This is a genomic window from Cupriavidus sp. C1SS-2L (assembly GCF_057073735.1).
This window is the reverse complement of sequence record NZ_CP172709.1, coordinates 2,474,443-2,493,464: the sequence shown is the minus strand read 5'-3', so window position 1 is coordinate 2,493,464 and position 19,022 is coordinate 2,474,443. Positions and strand designations below refer to the sequence as shown.

The following is a 19,022-nucleotide window of genomic DNA, read 5'->3' as shown; positions in this document are numbered from 1 at the left end:
GAAACAGTACGAGCCGGACGCTGTGGAGAGCCGGGGCGAATCGTCATGATACGTGCATTCCGCAGCGTTACTCCCGCCCGGCCCCGCCCCTGAGTTAAGCTAGCTTGCGTCGAAGACTGCGGCGTTGGATTCATCACAACAGCACACATGGAAACCATCAGCTTCGAAATTTTCCTGCGCCTGTTCTGCGGCCTGGTCGCGGGTGCCGCGATTGGCCTCGACCGCAACCTGCGCGGCAAGGCCGCCGGCATGCGCACGCTGGGGCTGGTATCGCTCGGCGCGGCAACAGCCGTCTGCCTGGTGACGCAGTATGGACCTCAGATGGACGCAGTCTCGCGCGTGCTGCAGGGGTTGCTGACCGGCATCGGGTTTCTCGGTGTGGGCGTGATCGCGCGACATGGCTCGCACCAGCGCCCGCAGGGGCTGACCACCGCGGCGGCAATCTGGCTGTCGGCGATCCTCGGTGCGGCGGCGGGGGCAGGCTACTACGCGGTCGGCGGCCTGGCGCTTGTGCTCGGCATGTTGCTGCTGTGGATGGGCGGGCGCCTTGAAATGCGGTTGCATCGTGTGCTCGATCCGATCAATGGTGACAAGCACAACCATCGCGACAACGGCGAGGCGGGGAAGCAGGCGAAGGGCAATGAACCCGACGACGACGTCTGGCCCTGAAGCGCCCAGGAAGCATTCTGGACAGGCGGATCGGGAACCTTGCGGCGTTACCCGGTGCCACACACGAGAAAGGTAGCGACATTCCGGCGTTCGCGCCGGTACAGCCGTCACCAAACATGCTCAGGAGGTCGCGCCATGAAGCCGATTACCCTGTTTGGCGCGCCGACGGATGTCGGCGCAAGCACCAGAGGCTGCACGATGGGCCCCGAAGCGCTGCGCATTGCCGACATCGTCCCGGCGCTTGCGCGGATGGGGCTCGATGTCAGCGACGCCGGCAATATTGCTGGTCCGGTGAATCCGCTCGCGCCGCCGGTACAGGGCCTGCGCCATCTCGATGAGGTGGTGGCGTGGAATCGCGGCGTGTTCGAGGCCAGTACGCGCATTCTCCAGGCGGGCCGGATGCCGGTCCTGCTTGGCGGTGACCACTGCCTGGCGGTCGGATCGGTCAGTGCAGTCGCCCGTCATTGCCGGGAGGCAGGCCGGAAGCTCGTCGTACTCTGGCTCGATGCCCATGCCGATGCCAATATCGGGACCAGTACGCCGACCGGCAATATGCATGGCATGCCAGTGGCCTGCCTGTGCGGCGACGGCCCCACGCCACTGACCACGCTCGGCGGCCAGCCGCCGGCGGTACGTCCCGAGGAAATCCGGCAAGTTGGCATCCGCAGCGTCGATGCGCAGGAAAAGCTGCGGCTGCATGCGCTGGGCCTCAAGGTGTTCGATATGCGCTATATCGACGAGTACGGCATGCGCCAGACCATGGAGCAGGCGCTCGCCGGCGTTGATGACGACACGCACCTGCACGTGAGCTTCGACGTCGATTTCATCGATTCGGCCATCGCGCCCGGCGTCGGTACGACGGTGCTGGGCGGACCCACGTATCGCGAGACACAACTCTGCATGGAAATGATCGCTGATACGGGACGATTGTCTTCGCTGGACGTAATGGAGCTCAACCCTGCCTGCGATGTGCGTAATGAGACAGCACGGCTGGTGGTCGATTTCCTGGAAAGCCTGTTTGGCAAGTCCACGCTACTGCGGGCGCGCTGACGGGCGCTCGCACGCCAAAAACTAAGGGGCGCCATGGTGGCGCCCCTTGTGCATCGGAAATGACTCGCTCAGGCGTGCAGTGCCGCAGCAGCGGTGGACTCCGCAGGCGCGGTGAAACGGGCGGGTTCTTCGCGCGCAAGCCGTTGCAATTGCGCCAGTTTGGCACGCAACCCCGCATCGAGGCGCGGCGGCGGCATCAGCGTGGACGGACAGGCCACGCCGAGGATGTCCAGCGCTCGCCGGAAGTTCTCGACGGTGAGGCCCTGCGCCGGATCGACGCTCACGAGGTGTTCGCGCTGGGCGTCACTCATGGAGTCCGCCGGCGCGCAGGACAAGATCACATAGGTGGACGGCATGGCACGGCCCGCAAAGTAAGCGGCAATCTCCGCGCCGTGGCCGCCTGCCACGGCAGGTGTCATGCCTTCCACCTGCAGGTCCAGTTGCTGGAAGATGGCGGCAGGCGTGCCGCGCCGCCACGCGTCCGACACCACCACCCGTGCGCCCGCCAGTCCGAAGAGCCGGCGAATATAGCCAAGCGCAATGGGGTCGAAGAAGCGGACATCGCGCAAAGTACCCGAATCGGGAACCCCGCCGAGCCGGGCCTGAGACCGGTCGGAATACAGTACGCCAGGTACGTCCAGCATGATGAGTCGTTCAGACATGATTTCCTTGGGGTTACACATCGGGTTGGTGTGAGCAAAGATTACTCGGCAACCTGATGGCTGCGCGTAACGGCGCCAGCCGCAAGTGAAACATATCTGTAACTTCCTCGCTGAACTCGTAAATGCCGGTTACCTCTCAATGTCAAATGTTTCCGGCAGACACATCTGTACTGCCACTTTATCCGTCGGCAGCAGCGCACAAGCGCCACCTAGCACGCCGAATCCGTTACGGGGCGCACTCCGTGGGCCCGATCGTCGGCCAGCAGGCCAGTGTGAAGATCAGGCTGCTGCTGAGCTAACGCCGGATTGCCGTGTTTCCGTGGGTGGGTCGGGCTGTCCTCATGGATGTCGAGGCGATAGCCATGGGCATAGACCACCGTGATCGAAATGCCATTCTCGGGACTGAGTCGCAAGGTCTTGCGCAGGCGCGACATCAACCCGGCCAGCGCACGCGACAAGGGCGGCAGTTCATGGTGCCAGATGGCCTGTTCGATGCGGCGGTTAGCGAGTACCCGGCCGGCATTGGTGAACAGCAGCATGGCCAGATCGAACTCCTTTGGGGTCAGTGTTATGCGCTCGCCGTGCAGCGTTGCGAAGCGGCCGACGCTGTTGAGCTGGTACGGGCCCGCGCGCGCCAACAGCCCCTGACGTTGACGGTCCCCTGTGGCGCGGCGGCGCAGTGCGGCCATTCGCGCCAGAAGGACCCGCGTACTCTGCGGACCGCTCAGGTAGTCGTCGGCGCCCGCGTCGAGCGCTTCGACGAGGGCCTCCTCGCTACCGTTGCCGCCCAGCATCATGATCGGCAGATCGCGCGAGCGCGCGCACCGTACAGTGCGGATGACGTCAATCGCCGCTGTGTCGGGCAGTTCGTCATGGATCAGCAGCATATCGTACGAGGCAAGGCTGACGCCCTGGATGAGCGCACGAGTGGAAGCAAACACGTTGCATCGGAAGCCGGCGCGCGCCAGCAATTCGGGAACGGCTTTCAGATGCGCGGACTGACCGCTCAGCAGTGCGATATTCATGGGGTCAGGCATACAGTGGCGGCGGAAATGAGAAAAGTCGGTTTGCCGGAAGGTGCTGAGTCGAGAGCGTATAAAGGCAAACGCGGCGGAACAATCGGACAAATCCGATTCCGGCCAGAAAATTGCGCTAGCTCAGATGTGCGAACTGTTCGATCGAGGCAATGCCGCAGAAGGCGTTTGTCGCGACGCAGCAGCGGCCGGGCGCCGCGCCACGCATATCGCTGTGCCAAAATAAGAACCATCGTGATCCGGTTCCGCGTGGCGGACACCTGGGAAGCCTGCACATGCTAAGCCCGAGCGTTGTCGCGACGGTCATCCTGATTTTTCACGTCATTGGCGTGCTGGCCGCATTGCACGCCGTCATGACCGTGCGCACGGCGCCCGGGGCCATTGCCTGGGCGGGATCGCTGGTGATGATGCCGTACCTCACACTGGTGCCTTACCTGATCTTCGGCAGGAGCCGTTTCGCCGGCTATGTCAATGCGCGCCGCTTCAATGACGACAGGCTGCGCGAGATCCGCCATGGCATGACCCCTGAAGACCGCGACGCCCGCAGCGCCTGCGTGGTGCACGCACCGGAGCCAGCCTGCATGCGCGCGCTTCCGCGGCTGACCGGCATGCCTTGCCTGGCCAACAACGATGTGCGCCTGCTGGTCAACGGCACGACCACGTTCGAGGCCATCTTCGCAGCCGTGGCCGCAGCCAGGCAGGTGGTGATCGTGCAGTTCTTCATCGTCCATGACGATGTACTCGGCCGGCGCCTGCAGGCATTGCTGTGCGAGCGCGCGCAGGCTGGCGTCAAGGTCTATTTTCTCTACGACAGCATCGGTTGCCACGCGTTGCCGCGTGGCTATGTGAAGACCTTGATGGCGGCCGGCGTCGAGGCGCGCGCGTTCTCGACGCACCGCGGCTTCGTCAACCGCTTCCAGCTCAACTTCCGCAACCATCGGAAGCTCGTGGTCGTGGACGGGTCGCAGGCCTTCGTGGGGGGGCATAACGTCGGCGTTGAATATCTCGGCGAGCGGCCCCCGCTAGCGCCGTGGCGCGACACCCATATCAGCGTGCGCGGCAGCGCTGTGCTGGATCTGCAGATGGCGTTTGCCGAGGATTGGTACTGGGCCGCGCGCGAAGTGCCATACCTGCTGATGCCGCCTCCTGACGTGGGCGGGCGCATGACCTGCCAGGTCGTGCCGACGGGCCCGGCCGACGCGCAGGAGACCTGCTCGCTGTTCTTCGTCGAAGCCATCCAGGCTGCGCGGCACCGGGTGTGGATCACGTCGCCATACTTCGTGCCGGACGAAGCAGTCTTTGCCGTGCTGCGCCTGGCGGTACTGCGCGGGGTAGATGTGCGTATCCTGATTCCCGCCAGGCCAGACCATCTCGTCGTGTTCGCCGCTTCCACGCTTTACGCGCATCAGGCCGTGGCCGCGGGGATCAAGCTGTATCGCTACCAGCCGGGCTTTCTCCACCAGAAGGTCATCCTGGTCGACGACGACGCGGCGGCAGTCGGTACGGCGAACCTCGACAACCGCTCGTTCCGGCTGAACTTCGAGTTGATGGTGATGACGGCGGACCGCGAGTTCGCCAGCCAGGTCGCTGACATGCTGGAGGCCGATTTTGCGCAGGCGCGGCGCATCGGCGTAGACGAATTCCTGCGGGCGCCTGCGCCATTGCGTGTGGCGATGCACGTGGCAAAGCTGTTTGCGCCGATCCTGTAAGCGAGGTGTCGGGAAGCAACGCCGCGCCCTATTGTGTACACTGTTCACTATTGGTTGGCAAGATAAGAACAGTATGTACAGGGGGGAAATGATGAGCCGGACTGCCTCAACGATGCCGGCCCGCACGACGTATCGTCACGGCGACCTGCGCCGAGCGCTGCTGGAAGCTGGCATTGACCTGGCGCGTGAAGGCGGGCCCGATGCCATCGTGCTTCGTGAAGCCACGCGACGGGCGGGCGTGGTGCCCAACGCCGCGTATCGGCACTTTTCCAGCCGGCAAGACTTGCTGCGGGCCGTGCGCGCGGCAGCATTGTCCGCGCTCGCGATTGCCATGGAAGCCGAACTCGGTGGCCTGCGCCCGGCTAGTAGTGCGGCGACGCTGGCGCGCGCGAGCCTGCGCGCCGTCGGGACGGGTTACCTGCGTTTTGCTCTGTCCGAGCCTGGTCTGTTCCGTACGGCCTTTTCCGTTCCGGACCAGGTGGAAGATGATGCGGATCCGGCAAAGGCCGGCCACAGTGGGCTGAATCCTTTCCAATTGTTGTCGGCCGCACTGGACAGAATGGTCGAAGCGGGAATCCTGCCGGCTGCGCATCGGCAGGGCGCCGAGTACCTGGCGTGGTCGGCTGTGCACGGCCTTGCCATGCTGGTGCTGGACGGCCCGCTGCGTGGGAGGGAGCCCGGAGAGGCTGCGGCGCTTGGCCAGCGTTTGCTGGACATGGTGGAGCGAGGACTTCAGTCAGCAACCTGATTCAAAAAAAATGCCACGATGGCGGGGACCATCGTGGCAGCGTAAGGAACCAGGATGGGGTCCCCTGGCTCGTCGGGGCACCCGCGGGATGGGTGCACGGGCAAATCTATTCGGTTAAGTCTCATAAGAAAATTGGATAAGTCCTAAATTTGTTCCCAAAATGTGTCTTCGGGCACAGAGTCTCGTTGCCGGCACATATTCGATTCAGGGGATCGGCTGGATGGCCAGACGGTCTAACGGGATGTCAACCGGGCATTTCGCCCTTGACAAGTGATGGGTGGATCATGCGATACGCGGTCGGCAGCGTTTTCACGATGGCAGCACTATTGGCGGGTTGCGCGGTCTACCCCGACTATTACGGCGCCGACTATCTCGGCTACCCGGCTTATCCGGTGGGCTCACCGTACTACAGCGGCTATCCGGTAACGCCTGGCTATCCATACTACGGCCCGGGCTATGGCGGCTACTACGGGAGCTTTGCCTATGTCTATGGCGGAGGCCGATGCTGCTGGTATGGCGGACACCGAGGGTGGCACGGCTCTGGGGGCTGGCATGGGTCCGGTGGCTGGTATGGCGGCGGCAGGAGCGGTGGCCGCGGTAGCGGAGGTGGTCGCGGCGGTGGCGGACACGGGCGGTAATGCCATACGGCGAAGGGCTCTGGAGCCCTAGCCAGCGAGGCGGCTACCTGTTTACACCCCAGAACTGCCAGCAGAGGAGTCTTGCGATGCGCAAACCACTACCCGAGAAAGCGCCCAAGGGCGGTCGGCAACAGCCGAAGTCGGCGCCGGCCGACGAGCGGATCGAACGAGAACTGGACGAGGCCCTGAAGGAAACGTTTCCTGCCAGCGACCCGATCGCCGTCGATCCGGACAAGCCGCGTCCGTCGAAGACGTCGTGACAGAACGGATGGCAGACTAGGGCAACTGGCGCAGTTGCCCGATCACGGACATCAGCCGTCCGTGCGCAACGATGACGCCGGACTCGTCCTGCAGCGCTTCCTGGTAGCGCTTGCGGAACGCGCCATCGCCCTTGTCGCTGAACAGCCGTTCGGTGGCCCGTGCTACTGCGCGGCACGTTTCATCATGGTATTCCGGCGACTCGAGTTCCTCGTCGATTTCGATGATGAGCCGGGACAACGGGTCCATCCAGCGGAAAAAATCGTCTTCCGTCACCAACTGCACGAACAACCCTGCTGGGATGGGACCGTTCAGGCGTTCGTACTGGCCGCGGTCATAGCCGATAACTTCCTTGTGAACCTGCAGCAACGCTGCGCGCAGGGCCTGAAGGCCCGAGCGGCGCGTTTCCTGCGTCGCTAGAAATTGTTCGTTGGGCATGCCCTTCTCCATGTTCATGGCCCGCGAGCAGGCAGCCCAAATGCGTCCACGAACGGAGCGGCGGTGCCTGCCGAAAATTCAGGGCGCAAGCGGGCCGTTCCCTGTCAGTGCCCGGTGCGCCTGCCAGTATAGGCAGGGCGGCCAGCGCGCCGCGCTAGCGATATACCCGTATTGCTGGGCATGCATGGCCTTGCGCCCGTTAGCCTCGCGCCAACGATATACGGATGCCTTACGAGGTCATGAGCGGCGCATGACGCTCCCCGTTGCGCCTCGGCCGCGCGGCAACGGAAGAGGTTGCAAAGCTCATCGATGATCTTCTCCGGAAACACCTGCCGCTGCTCGTGGGGCGAACCCGTGCCCGCCGGTTCTCATGAAGCACGATCACGCCCGCTTGGCGCGTCCCTTGGAGCCGCAAATTGCCGTACTTTCGAACGAAAGCGGCAGGAGTGACAATCTCAAGACATAAGCATAATTATGTCTAAACAATATGATCGATACGTAGAGAGTTTCCATAATACGTAATAAAACATGGATCGGCAACGTTACCCAGCCGCCAACGGCGTGTCGAAATTACTTGATACACATCAACAAACGCCAGCTTCATGGGCTGCGATTCAGGGATTTTTCATTGCGCGTGTGTCGAAATATCCACTCGGTTGATACACTCGGAATCCTCAAAATGCAGTCGGGATAGGCGGTGATCGAAGAATGCATCGCCAAATCTGAAGCAAGCGGCGTCACGCGCTGCAGCCCCGGCCGATGGCCAAAAAAACAAGAAATTGAGTTTCGAAATTTCGCGGGCCGAAATGGCTGGCGAAATCGCAGCCAGAATGAATTACCGATCGATTATTACGCTCGCAAGCCTTGCGCTTGCCGGTTGCTCGCGTTATCCGGACGCATCCGGCCACTTCATCCGGACCGCCTTCATTGCCGATCGTCTGGCTGGCCTGATGGAAATGGATCGCCTGACGCAAGACCATATCCGCCTGTCTACTCCGGTCCATGATCTTGGCAAGCTTCTCATTCCAGACCGCGTGCTGCTGAAGCCGGGCAAGCTGACGCCAGCCGAACGAAGCATCATGGAGCGGCATTCCGGGATGGGCGCGGACCTGCTGTCAACCAGTGCCGACCCGCTGCATCAGTTTGCTGCCGGAATTGCCAGGCACCATCACGAGCGCTTTGATGGCAGCGGCTACCCGGACCGCCTGGCCGCTCGGCGCATCCCGTTGGCCGCGCGTATCGTGGCCGTTGTCGATGCATTCGACGCCATGACCGAAACGCGCTGCTATCGGCCCCGCATGGCCGACGAGGAAGCGCGGGCCATTATTGCGTCAGGTAGCGGCTCGCATTTTGATCCGGAAGTGGTGGAGGTCTTCCAGGAAGGTTTTCCGGATCTGCTCAGTGCTCGTGCCACGGCGAACGAGTTGCTGTCTCTCGGCAACGACACGGCAGTGATTGCAGGGTTCTACGGGCTGTCACGTACCGATTTTCGGTCCGCGGCCCGCTTGGTCACCAAGGTTGTCGCGACCCCGTTGCACTTTGAAGCATTGGTCTAGTTACCGTTCGAGGTACGCCTCGGCAGCTATCACAATTTGGTGAGGGTTTCCCAACCAACGGAGATTCACTTGTCGCGACCCGGACGGTAAAATCTGTGCCGACCTTTTAGCGCCGGCACGAGAATGCATACCCATTACGATAATCTGAAGATTTCTCGTGACGCCCCCCCGGAGGTCATTCGTGCGGCATACAAGGCATTAAGTCAAAAGCATCATCCGGATCGTAACCATGACTCGCCCGAATCTCACCGGGTCATGACTATTATCAACACCGCTTACGAGGTTTTGATGAATCCGGCAAAGCGTGCCCAGCATGATGCGTGGATTCTGTCGCAGGAAAAGGCGAAAGCGGGCGCGACTGCAAACGCCGGCCAGCGGGCGAGACCGGCTTCGACAGCGTCGGGGACTTCTGCGGATCCGGCGTCCCGAAGCGGTAGCGGTGCGCGACAGGCCCCTCCTGCGGATTCCAGGACATCGCGCAAGAACGCGGACAGTGGGAGCGCAGTGAATCCGGCAGGCGCCAGCACTGCCTCCAAGGCGTTATTTGTGCTGGTGGTGGCAGGGGCTGCGATTTATCTGATCATCCCGACGTCGCACCAATCGGCGGATGGCTCCCGGCAGGCAGAGGGCTGGACACCTTCGGTCTCGACCATTGCCGCCATGACTGGGGAGCCGCGCGACGCGGCCGCGACGCCGACGAAGTCGCCTGCGCCGCTACCCCAGTACGTGCGCCAGCCCACCGCGCCGAACGGCCAGGCCTGGCCCGCGTGGACCAGCTATATTCCAGGCTACCCTATCCGCAAGACCGGAGGATTGTCGTCATTGACTGTGGACAATTCCCGTAATTCTTCGGATGTCTTTCTGAAAGTGTTTTCCCTTGGTGGTGGCGATACCATCCCGGTGCGTTTCGCGCTGATCAAGGCTGGCACGTCATTCGAGTTTTCCAATATCGAGCACGGCAGCTTCGACGTTCGCTACATGGACCTGGATACGGGAAAAATTGCCAAGTCGAACCCGTTTGAACTTGAAGAGATAGCGGAAGGCAATGCCACGCGATACAGCCGGATGTCGCTGACGCTTTATCCGGTGCGCAACGGCAATACCCAGGCGCAGGAAATCGAAGAAAGCGAATTCTAGGGCCTACCCCGGCGATGGGGTCTACGGAAACCGGGCAAGAGCGGTAGCCCTTGCCCGTGCGAACCGGGTCTAACGGCCGTTCTTGCCGCTCGTCACACCAGCGCCGGATAGTCGGTATATCCCTCGGCACCCGGGTGGTAGAACGTCTCCGGCCGGGGCTCGTTGAGCGATGCGTCGAGCGCAAGGCGGCGCGGCAAGTCCGGGTTGGCGATGAAGAGCTGCCCGAATGCGACGGCGTCGGCTTCGCCGGCGGCCAGCACGTGTTCGGCGGTCTGCTTGGTCATTTTCTCGTTGGCGATATAGACGCCGCCGAAAGCCGCCTTCAGGGCCGGACCCAGGCGATTGTCGCCGAGTGCCTCGCGCGCGCAGATGAAGGCAATGCGGCGCTTGCCCAGTTCGCGCGCCACGTAGCCGAACGTCGCCGCCAGATCGGAGTCGCCCATCGAGTGCACGTCACCGCGCGGCGACAGGTGCACGCCGACGCGGTCGGCACCCCACACGTCGATGCATGCGTCGGTAATTTCGAGCAGCAGCCGCGCGCGGTTTTCGATGGGGCCACCATAGGCATCCGTGCGCTGGTTGGTCGAATCCTGCAGGAACTGGTCGAGCAGGTAGCCGTTGGCACCGTGGATTTCAACGCCGTCGAAGCCGGCCTTTTTGGCATTTTCGGCACCGTGCCGGTAGGCCGCGATCACGCCAGCGATTTCCTCGGTTTCCAGCGCACGGGGCGTGACGTAGGCACGCTTCGGGCGCACCAGGCTCACGTGGCCTTGCGCCGCGATCGCGCTCGGCGCCACAGGCAGTTCGCCGTCGAGGAAGATCGGGTCCGAGATCCGGCCGACGTGCCAGAGCTGCATGAAGATGCGGCCGCCAGCGGCATGGACTGCGTCGGTCACGTGTTTCCAGCCCGCGACTTGCTCGTCGGTCCAGATGCCCGGCGTGTCGGCATAGCCGACGCCCTGCGGCGTCACCGCCGTGGCTTCCGAGATGATGAGGCCGGCGGACGCGCGTTGCACGTAATACTCGGCCATCAGTGCGTTCGGCACACGCTTGCCGCCGACGGCGCGCGAGCGGGTCAGCGGCGCCATGATGACGCGGTTGGGCAGGTCGAGGTCGCCGATGCGGATGGGGTCGAAGAGGGTAGGCATGAGGTCTGGCCTTGCGTATTTTCGTATGGGTGGGAGAAGCGCACAGCAGTGCTTTGGCACGACGGCAAGCGCCATGCCGGTACGAACTCAAAGGTCCTGGTGAATATGGTCGAGGAACGCCTGAATGGTCTCTTCGTCGCGCTTGAAGAAGACCCATTGCCCGATGCGCCGCGCGCGGATCAGCCCGGCACGCTGCAGCGTGGCAAGGTGCGCCGAGACTGTCGATTGCGACAGACCGCAATGCGTGTCGATCAGCCCGGCGCAAACACCCATGTCGAGCGGGTGTTCCTGCGCGGAGAAATACGCTTCTGGCGTTCGCAGCCAGGCCAGTATCTTCCGTCGCATGGGATTGGCCAGGGCCTTGTGGATCGCATCGACGTCGAGTTCCGGCTTCGCGGAGGCGGAGTCCGGTGCACGTTGTTTCGGTGATCCACGAACCATATATCGGGAGGCATCAAAATGTATATCGCCACTATACGATATACGTACGAAGCCTGCATGACCCCTCGCAGAGCGTGGGTTTTTCTGTCAGAAGCTAGTGATGGACGTGGGATGAGTTGCGTTGTGTCATACGTCAAGCCTGGAGGGCCGTCCGGCACGACGGCGAATACTATGACGGTATGATCTAGCGATCAGCGGCGTCTGACCGATTCGAGTATGCGATTGATCTTGCTGTCCATGGCTTCGAAGCGGGCATCGATCTTGGCATCCATCGCTTCGAGGCGGGCGTCGATCTTGTCGACACGGACTTCCAGGCGTCTCGGCGCCCGAGTTGATCATGTAGTCGATGCGGTCGCGGATCCAGAGGTAGCCGTCCTCGTCGAGGCTGCCCAGGTCGCCGGGTGGTACCAGCCATGGGCCAGCGCGTGGGCATTGGCGTCGGGGCGGTTCACGTAGCCGCGCATCATGCAAGGCCCGCGCACCAGCACTTCGCCGACTTCACCGGGCTCGCACGGCTGCGACGGGTCGGTCGGCTCGCCGTCATCGCGCAGGCGCGCCACCACAAGATCGTGGCTCAGTGACGGCAGGCCTGCCGAACCGGCGTGGCTCAGTTGCTCCTGCGGGTAGAGCACCGACATGCAAGGACCCATCTCGGTGGTGCCGTAGACCTGTACCAGGCCGGCGCCGATCTTGCGGTCCCATTCGCGGATCAGGTGCGGCGCCATGGATGCGCCGCCATATTCCACCAGTCGTAGCGACGACAGGTCACGCCGCTCCGTATCGGGATGGTTCAGCAGCATGCCGACCATGGTCGGTGCGGCGAAGAAATGCGTGACACGCTCGGTCTCAACGAGCTCCCATGCCTCGCTGGCGTCGAAGCGCCGCTGCAGCACCTGCGTGGCACCGACCTGAAGCCGTGGCAGGAAGCTGGTGTGCAACTCGGCGGTGTGGTTGAGCGGCGCCACCGACAGGCCCACGTCCTCACGTGTCAGCCCCATCGCCTGATGCATCATCGCGTTGTGGAACAGCTTGCTGCGGTGCGTATGCACGACGCCTTTGGGTCGCCCCGTAGTGCCGCTGGTGTACATGAGGATGCAGGGATCGTCTTCATGCACGATGACATCTGGCGCCGTGGCGGGCTGGACGGCGGCCAGCACAGCGAGATCGTGCGTGGCAAACGACGGCGCCTCGCCATCGTCGGCGTAGATCAGCAGCGGGTGCCGGCCGCATGGGCCGCGGCTTTCTCGGTGACCGATGCGACTTCCTTCTCGAACACCAGCGCGCGGGCATTGCCGTCGTTCAGAATGTAGGCGAGTTCCTGCGCGGCCAGCCGGTAGTTGACCGGGTTGAACACGGCGCCGATGCGTGCAAAAGCGAGCAGCGTGAAGACAAAGGCCGGCGTGTTGTAGAGAAAGGCCGCCACGACATCGCCCTTGCCGATCCCGACCGAGAGCAGGGCGTTGGCATGCTGGTTGACCTCCGTATCCAGTTCGGCATAAGTCCACGCGCGCCGCGCAGTGCCCGTGCCGGTCACCAGCGCGGTCTTGCGCGGCAGGTAGCGGGCGGGCCAGGACAGGGTGTCGCCAAGGGTAAGGCCGTCAGTCAATGTTGCACTCCGCGGGGCCGTGGCAGGATGCCGGCAGGTCGTCTTGTTTTCGAATGAACCGTCAACTATAAGGCGCTCATTACACGGGCGTGAAATAACGATTTGCTCTTTCCTTATGCAGGAAGCTGCACGTGCGGGGCGGGCTATGCGAGACCCGTGTTGGATATGCGCATCGGACCGGCGCCTTTGGGGCGCGTGAGGGCAGGGACGCTGGCCTGAACCCTGACGGCATGGCAAACTCCGCGGCCGGTATGGTTGTTGCTTGGCAGCAGGGCAACCGGCCGCATAAACAGAACGACATCAATAAGACATTACCCCCATTGTGGGAGGAGACGCTGCGATGCCTACGAAGGATCATTATCTTTCCGACGCGCCCCCGCGCGAGGAAATCGACACTCTTCAAGGTCCCGCGCTGCTGGAGTTCGGCACAGACTGGTGTGGCTATTGCCAGCGCGCCCAGCCTGCTCTGGCGCAGGCCTTTGCCTCTTATCCTGGCGTGCGGCATATCAAGGTGGAAGACGGGAGCGGCCGCCCGCTGGGCCGCTCGTTTCGCGTCAAGCTGTGGCCCACGCTGGTGTTCCTGCGCGATGGCCGGGAGGTGTCGCGCCTGGTCAGACCCAGCGATGCCGCGCCCATCCTGGAGGCCATGGCGGCTATCGCCTGAGCGCACCGCGAACACCTTGCAAAGTCCGCCGCGATCATAAGCGTGCTGGCAATCCCCGCTTCAGGAGGGAACAAGTTTTGCTCATTCGGGCCGATTCTCCGAAGGGCGATACCTGCGGTGTGGCAGCGCACCCATGGGCGCCTGGTTCCTGAATCCGGTGCCGGTCCGCTTCGCATGCCAGCGGGCGGCCAGCCAACCTTAAGCATTGAAAATGAGCGCCGACAGCCCAGAGCAGCGACCAACCGTACTCGTCGTCGACGACATTCCGGAAAACATTGCCGCCATGGTGGCAATGCTGCAGGACCAATACCGTGTGCGCGTAGCCACGCGCGGCGCCAAGGCGCTGCAACTAGCCGCGTCGTCGGCGCCGGACCTGATCCTGCTGGACGTTTCGATGCCCGAGATGGACGGCTATGAAACGTGCCGCCATCTGAAGGCCAATCCCGCTACGGCCCATGTGCCGGTCATCTTCCTGACCGCACGCACGGATGAACTCGACGAAGCGCGCGGCTTCGAGGTCGGTGCCGTGGACTACATCATGAAGCCGGTGAGCCCGCCGGTGGCGCGCGCACGCATTGCCAGCCAGCTCGCGCTCAAGCAGGCGCACGATTTCTTGCGTGACCGCTCGGCTTATCTCGAAGCGGAGGTGCAGCGGCGCACGCGCGAGATTACCCAGATCGAGGATGCCACCATCATTGCGCTGGCGGCACTGGCCGAAACCCGCGACAACGAGACCGGCAACCATATCCGCCGGACCCAGCATTACGTGAGGGCCCTGGCGCGCGCGTTGCGCGATGACCCGCGCTTCAGCGCGCAACTCGACGACAGGACAATCGACCTGCTGTTCAAGTCGGCGCCGCTGCACGATATTGGCAAAGTCGGCATTCCGGACCGCATCCTGCTCAAGCCCGGCAAGCTGACCGCGGAAGAGTTCGAAATCATGAAGTCGCACACTATGCTGGGGCGCGACGCCATTGCCGACGCCGAAGCCCAGTGCGGGACGCGCAACTCCTTCCTGCGCTACGCGCGGGAGATCGCACACTATCACCATGAAAAGTGGGATGGCACCGGCTATCCGGAAGGACTTGCCGGCGATGACATCCCCGTAGCGGCGCGCCTGATGGCGCTTGCCGATGTCTATGACGCGCTGATTTCCCGTCGCGTCTACAAGCCGGCCTTTTCGCATGAGGAGTCCGTGCGCATCATCATGGAAGGCCGCGGCCGGCATTTCGATCCCGGCATGGTCGACGCCTTCCACAGCATCGCCGACGAATTCCACGCCATTGCCCTGCGCTTTGCCGATCCTGAACACGAGCCGCAGCGCGACTTGTTGCCCGCCATCTGAATGATTTCCAAGCCCAATCCACCCGCAGGCTTCTGGCTGCGCAGCTCCCTGCTTGCCTACGGCGCCTTGCTGATCCTCGCGGTCTGGCTCGTGGCGTTTGCCGCCATGTCGATGGTGCGCCAGAACGAGCAGGTGAGCGTTGGCGCACGGCTGGGCGCGACCGTCAACACCACCGCGCGCCAGCTCGAAACCTGGGCCAGCGAGCAGCGCCGCCGCGCAGTGTCGATGAGCACGCTCGACGATACGGTCCGCCTTGCCCGGCCTTTGCTGGCCAATGGTGCCGATCCCAGTCCCGAGCGCGTCCAGGAGTTCGTCAACTGGATTACGCCGCTGTACCGCTCCAACGGCTACATCGGCTACGGTCTGATCTCGATGGACAACCGCATCATCGTCTCGGATCTGGTCGAGCGCAACGGACAGCCGCTGCAGCCCGAAGCCGCGGCAGCAGCCCTACGGGCGCGCGAGAACGGCGCGTCGCTGTCGGCGCCATACCCGGGCCCGGTCCTGGCGGATGGGCCGGTTGGCCCGGTGGGCCGCAGCCCGTTCCAGATCGTGTGCTCGCGCCTGTGGGACAACGACCGTGTCGTGGGCGCGCTGTGCCTGCGCATCGACCCGTATGCGGTGATGCTGCAGATACTGAAGGCCGCGCGCTTCGGCAACACCGGCGAACTCTATGTGATCGACCGCGACGGCCGGCTCAATTCTCCGAGCCGCTTCGACGAGAGCCTGGTCGGACAAGGCTTGCTGTCTCCGGGCGATGCGTCCATGTTCAACCTGCGCGTACGCGTGCCGCACGACCTCGGCGACGGCCGGTGGCGTGTCGACGACGACGCACCGCTCACGCGCATGGCGCAGCAGGTGCTGCATTCGGAAACCCTGCAGGTGTCGTTCGGCTACCACGACTACCGCGGCAAGCGCGTGGCCGGTGCCGGGCTCTGGATACCGGCGCTGGGCAGCGCCCTGATCCTGGAGCAGGACATGGAGGAAGCGCTCAGTTCCTACCTGTCCACGCGTACCGTGGTGGCGAGCATGGCGGCGGCGATCATGCTGCTGATTGGCGTGGCAGCTTGGGCGCTGCGCAAAAGCCAGCACCGCCTGGCGCAGAGCGAGGAAAGGCTGCGCGCCTTGCTGGACCACTCGCCCGCGATCATGCACCTGAAGGACCGCAACCACGCGTTCCTGCAGCTCAATCCCTCGATGGAAAAGTTGCTCGGCCTCACGCGTGATCAGGTACTGGGCAAGACCGACCGCGAGCTCGCGGTCATGCCAGACGGCACCCGGGAGCGCTGGGAGATCGAAGCGCGCGTGATGGCCACCGGCCGCGCGGAAGAGCAGATCTACGCCATGGAAGCCCCCGAGGGCTCGCGCCAGCTGCGAGTCATACGGTTCCCCGTACACGATCCGACCAGCAATGCCGTGGTTGGCGTGGGCGCGGTGGGCATCGACATCACGGACCAGGAACGCGCCAACCGGGAGCTGAAGGAGATGTCGCAGACGCTCGAGCACAAGGTGTGGGAGCGCACGCGCGAGCTTGCCGTCGCCAACGCGGAACTTGCCAAGGCCAAGCACGAGGCCGAATCGGCCGCGCAGGCCAAGGCGAGCTTCCTCGCCAACATGAGCCATGAAATCCGCACGCCGATGAATGCGGTGATCGGCATGGCGCATTTGGCGCTCAGCACGCAACTTGATCCGCAGCAGCGCGACTACGTCGAGAAGATCCAGCGTTCGGGCCAGCACCTGCTCGGCATCCTGAACGACATCCTCGATCTGTCGAAGATAGAGGCTGGCAAGCTGGAGATCGAGCAGATCGATTTCTCGCTGGAGCGCCTGCTGCGCACGGTGGGCGACCTGGTCAGCGAGCGCGCTGCCGCCAAGCAGCTCGAGCTTGTGGTCGACGTGCAGCCCGACGTGCCGGATTCCCTGCGCGGCGACCCGCTGCGCATCCGCCAGGTACTGATCAACTTCACCACCAACGCAGTCAAGTTCACCGAGCGCGGCGAGATCGTCATCCGCGTGGCGCGCTGCGCCGGCGAGCACGCCGAATCGCGTGTCCGGTTGCATTTCGAGGTGCGCGACACGGGTATCGGCATCGACGCCGATGCCATTCCTCGCCTGTTCCGCAGCTTCGAGCAGGCCGACAGTTCCACCACGCGGCGCTATGGCGGAAGCGGGCTCGGTCTGGCTATCAGCCATCGGCTGGTGACGCTGATGGGCGGCACGATCGGCGTGCAGAGCGAGCTCGGCAAGGGCAGCACGTTCTGGTTCGAACTATCGTTGCTGCCAGGCACCCGGCGCGCGCCGGCGCTGCTGGTGCAGCCGGAACTCGCCGGACGCCGGCTGCTGGTGGTGGACGACCATGGCTATGCGCGCCAGGTGATCGGATCTATGCTGCGCGGGTTCGGGTTTCGCGCGGACGAAGTCGAATCGGGCGAGAAAGCGCTGTCCGCGATCCAGCATGCGGATGCCATCGCTGATCCCTACCACGCCGTGTTCATCGACTGGCGCATGCCGGGCCTGGACGGCATCCAGACCGTGCGCAAGCTGGCGGCCATGTCGCTGCAGAGCCAGCGCCCGCGCCCGCTGATGATTACTGCCAACGGGCGCGAGGAAGTCGTGCGCGAAGGCGAGCGCAATGGCTTCGAGACCACGCTGCACAAGCCGGTCAGTCCCTCGGTGCTGTTCGACGCCACCATGCGCGTGCTGGCCTCGGAGCCGGGACGCATGGCCGACAAGGGCGCGCCGCGTTCTGTAACCGGGCCGAGCTGGACGTTGCCGCACGCACGCGTGCTGCTCGTCGAAGACAACGAGATCAACCGCGAGGTGGCCACGCACCTGCTCCAGCAGGCCGGCATCACGCCCGATACGGCCGAGAACGGTGCGATCGCGCTCGAACTGCTGGCCGTGCAGGACTACGACCTCGTGCTCATGGACATGCAGATGCCGGTCATGGACGGCTTCGAGGCTACACGCCACATCCGTGCCAATCCGCGGCTGGCGTCGATGCCCGTGGTGGCGATGACGGCGAATGCCTTGCCCGAAGACCGCAACCGTTGCCTGGCCGCCGGCATGGACGACCACATCGCCAAGCCCATCAGCCCCGCCACATTCTTCACGACTCTGCACCGTTGGCTGACTGGCGCGCCGGCCAGGACAGGGGGCAACTTGCACGATGCGGCCTGGCACGAGAACGTGGCGAATCCGGTGGCCGAGATCATTGAAGTGGTCGAGCCGGAAGCGGAAGAGGAAGAGGCTGCCCCGGACTGGATGCGGGCACTGGCGGGCACGGGCCTGCTCGACGTCGACGGCGCGGTTGCCCGTGTCGGCGGGCGGATCGACACGTTCCGCCAGTTGCTGGGACGCCTGCTGTCCGGCTACGCCCAGACGCCGCAGCAGATCGGCGCTTTGCTGCAGGCCGGCGAGCGTGTCGAGGCCGCGCGTCTTGCGCATGCGCTCGCCGGGCTGGCCGGCAATCTCGGCGCCAGGCAGGTGGCGGGCGCCGCCGCGTCGCTGGAATGCACGCTGATGGGCATGGCAGCGGACGATGCATCTGCGCTGCTGAATGGTCTGGAACAGGCGCACGCGAGCCTGTGCATGGCGCTGCGCCAGCACCTGCCGGCGGAAACACCCGAACCCGCCGCGCCGGTTGCCACGCAGGTGACCAGCATGACGGACGTGCTCGACCGGTTGCGTCGCCAGCTTGCGGACGGCGCCAGCGAAGCCAGCCTGACGTTTGCGGCGAATCGCCAGCGACTGGCCGACATGCTCGCAGGGGACCGTTTCCGCCGCCTGTGCGAGGCGGTAGAGAACTATGACTACGAGAGTGCAGTGGAGGTGCTGGCGGATAGCGCCGGTTAAGCCTGGCCACGCAGGCTCCGGGGCATAGATAGAGCCGGCTCGGGTAGTGCCGGAAATGGAGAAC

General features: G+C 63.9%; 18 protein-coding genes. 11 read left to right on the top strand and 7 right to left on the bottom strand.

Translation table 11 applies throughout. The features are described 5' to 3' along the window. Positions 1–147 precede the first annotated feature (147 nt). Together ACIGJG_RS29225 and rocF are read left to right on the top strand one after the other, a co-directional pair. Positions 148–669: an MgtC/SapB family protein gene (locus ACIGJG_RS29225; protein WP_011300175.1), complete on the top strand. Its 522-nt coding sequence runs from the start codon at positions 148–150 to the stop codon at positions 667–669. Between the two features lie 135 nt (positions 670–804). Beyond that, a complete protein-coding gene (gene rocF, locus ACIGJG_RS29220) occupies positions 805–1,719 on the top strand; it encodes an arginase (protein ID WP_011300176.1) in 915 nt (304 codons plus the stop codon). A gap of 68 nt (positions 1,720–1,787) precedes the next feature. Here rocF and ACIGJG_RS29215 read toward each other — a convergent pair whose 3' ends face one another. Both ACIGJG_RS29215 and ACIGJG_RS29210 read right to left on the bottom strand, forming a co-directional pair. Further along, positions 1,788–2,381, bottom strand: a complete 594-nt coding sequence (locus tag ACIGJG_RS29215) for an HAD domain-containing protein (protein ID WP_011300177.1) — start codon at positions 2,379–2,381, stop codon at positions 1,788–1,790. A 209-nt stretch (positions 2,382–2,590) separates the two neighbouring features. Further along, positions 2,591–3,406 carry a response regulator transcription factor gene (locus tag ACIGJG_RS29210; RefSeq protein ID WP_084791943.1) on the bottom strand — a complete coding sequence of 272 codons (816 nt, stop codon included), beginning with the start codon at positions 3,404–3,406 and terminating at the stop codon, positions 2,591–2,593. A 284-nt stretch (positions 3,407–3,690) separates the two neighbouring features. Here ACIGJG_RS29210 and cls point away from each other — a divergent pair, with 284 nt between their 5' ends. From cls to ACIGJG_RS29190, 4 genes are all read left to right on the top strand, one after another. After that, a complete protein-coding gene (gene cls, locus ACIGJG_RS29205; protein ID WP_041680441.1) occupies positions 3,691–5,124 on the top strand; it encodes a cardiolipin synthase in 1,434 nt (477 codons plus the stop codon). Between the two features lie 91 nt (positions 5,125–5,215). Further along, positions 5,216–5,872 (top strand): TetR/AcrR family transcriptional regulator, encoded by a 657-nt coding sequence (locus ACIGJG_RS29200; RefSeq protein ID WP_011300180.1) that lies wholly within the window; start codon positions 5,216–5,218, stop codon positions 5,870–5,872. A gap of 314 nt (positions 5,873–6,186) precedes the next feature. Next, positions 6,187–6,510, top strand: a complete 324-nt coding sequence (locus tag ACIGJG_RS29195) for a hypothetical protein (protein ID WP_235679789.1) — start codon at positions 6,187–6,189, stop codon at positions 6,508–6,510. Between the two features lie 86 nt (positions 6,511–6,596). Then, entirely contained in the window at positions 6,597–6,770 is a 174-nt protein-coding gene (locus ACIGJG_RS29190) for a hypothetical protein (protein ID WP_166487071.1), read from the top strand. A 16-nt stretch (positions 6,771–6,786) separates the two neighbouring features. On the opposite strand, the gene ACIGJG_RS29185 is transcribed toward ACIGJG_RS29190, so the two are convergent. Further along, on the bottom strand, positions 6,787–7,206 hold the full coding sequence (locus ACIGJG_RS29185) for a hypothetical protein (RefSeq protein WP_041680442.1): 420 nt from the start codon (positions 7,204–7,206) through the stop codon (positions 6,787–6,789). 806 nt (positions 7,207–8,012) lie between these two features. Here ACIGJG_RS29185 and ACIGJG_RS29180 point away from each other — a divergent pair. Further along, entirely contained in the window at positions 8,013–8,762 is a 750-nt protein-coding gene (locus tag ACIGJG_RS29180) for an HD-GYP domain-containing protein (protein ID WP_011300184.1), read from the top strand. A gap of 123 nt (positions 8,763–8,885) precedes the next feature. Next, complete coding sequence (locus tag ACIGJG_RS29175) at positions 8,886–9,899, top strand: J domain-containing protein (protein ID WP_220630378.1); 1,014 nt, start codon at positions 8,886–8,888, stop codon at positions 9,897–9,899. 92 nt (positions 9,900–9,991) lie between these two features. On the opposite strand, the gene ACIGJG_RS29170 is transcribed toward ACIGJG_RS29175, so the two are convergent. The 4 genes from ACIGJG_RS29170 to ACIGJG_RS29155 all read right to left on the bottom strand — a co-directional run bounded on the left by ACIGJG_RS29170 (position 9,992) and on the right by ACIGJG_RS29155 (position 13,094). Then, entirely contained in the window at positions 9,992–11,047 is a 1,056-nt protein-coding gene (locus tag ACIGJG_RS29170; protein ID WP_041680167.1) for an alkene reductase, read from the bottom strand. Between the two features lie 87 nt (positions 11,048–11,134). Next, the gene (locus tag ACIGJG_RS29165) at positions 11,135–11,488 is read right to left on the bottom strand and encodes an ArsR/SmtB family transcription factor (protein WP_483673577.1); all 354 of its coding nucleotides are present in this window, start codon (positions 11,486–11,488) and stop codon (positions 11,135–11,137) included. 335 nt (positions 11,489–11,823) lie between these two features. Continuing rightward, positions 11,824–12,645, bottom strand: a complete 822-nt coding sequence (locus ACIGJG_RS29160) for an AMP-binding protein (protein ID WP_483673575.1) — start codon at positions 12,643–12,645, stop codon at positions 11,824–11,826. 50 nt (positions 12,646–12,695) lie between these two features. Continuing rightward, positions 12,696–13,094 (bottom strand): AMP-binding protein, encoded by a 399-nt coding sequence (locus ACIGJG_RS29155; protein ID WP_483673574.1) that lies wholly within the window; start codon positions 13,092–13,094, stop codon positions 12,696–12,698. Between the two features lie 340 nt (positions 13,095–13,434). Here ACIGJG_RS29155 and ACIGJG_RS29150 point away from each other — a divergent pair, with 340 nt between their 5' ends. From ACIGJG_RS29150 to ACIGJG_RS29140, 3 genes are all read left to right on the top strand, one after another. After that, the gene (locus ACIGJG_RS29150; RefSeq protein WP_011300189.1) at positions 13,435–13,758 is read left to right on the top strand and encodes a thioredoxin family protein; all 324 of its coding nucleotides are present in this window, start codon (positions 13,435–13,437) and stop codon (positions 13,756–13,758) included. Positions 13,759–13,969: 211 nt separating this feature from the next. After that, positions 13,970–15,103 carry a response regulator gene (locus ACIGJG_RS29145; protein ID WP_011300190.1) on the top strand — a complete coding sequence of 378 codons (1,134 nt, stop codon included), beginning with the start codon at positions 13,970–13,972 and terminating at the stop codon, positions 15,101–15,103. Further along, positions 15,104–18,958: a response regulator gene (locus tag ACIGJG_RS29140; protein ID WP_483673573.1), complete on the top strand. Its 3,855-nt coding sequence runs from the start codon at positions 15,104–15,106 to the stop codon at positions 18,956–18,958. It begins immediately after the preceding gene. Positions 18,959–19,022 lie beyond the last annotated feature (64 nt).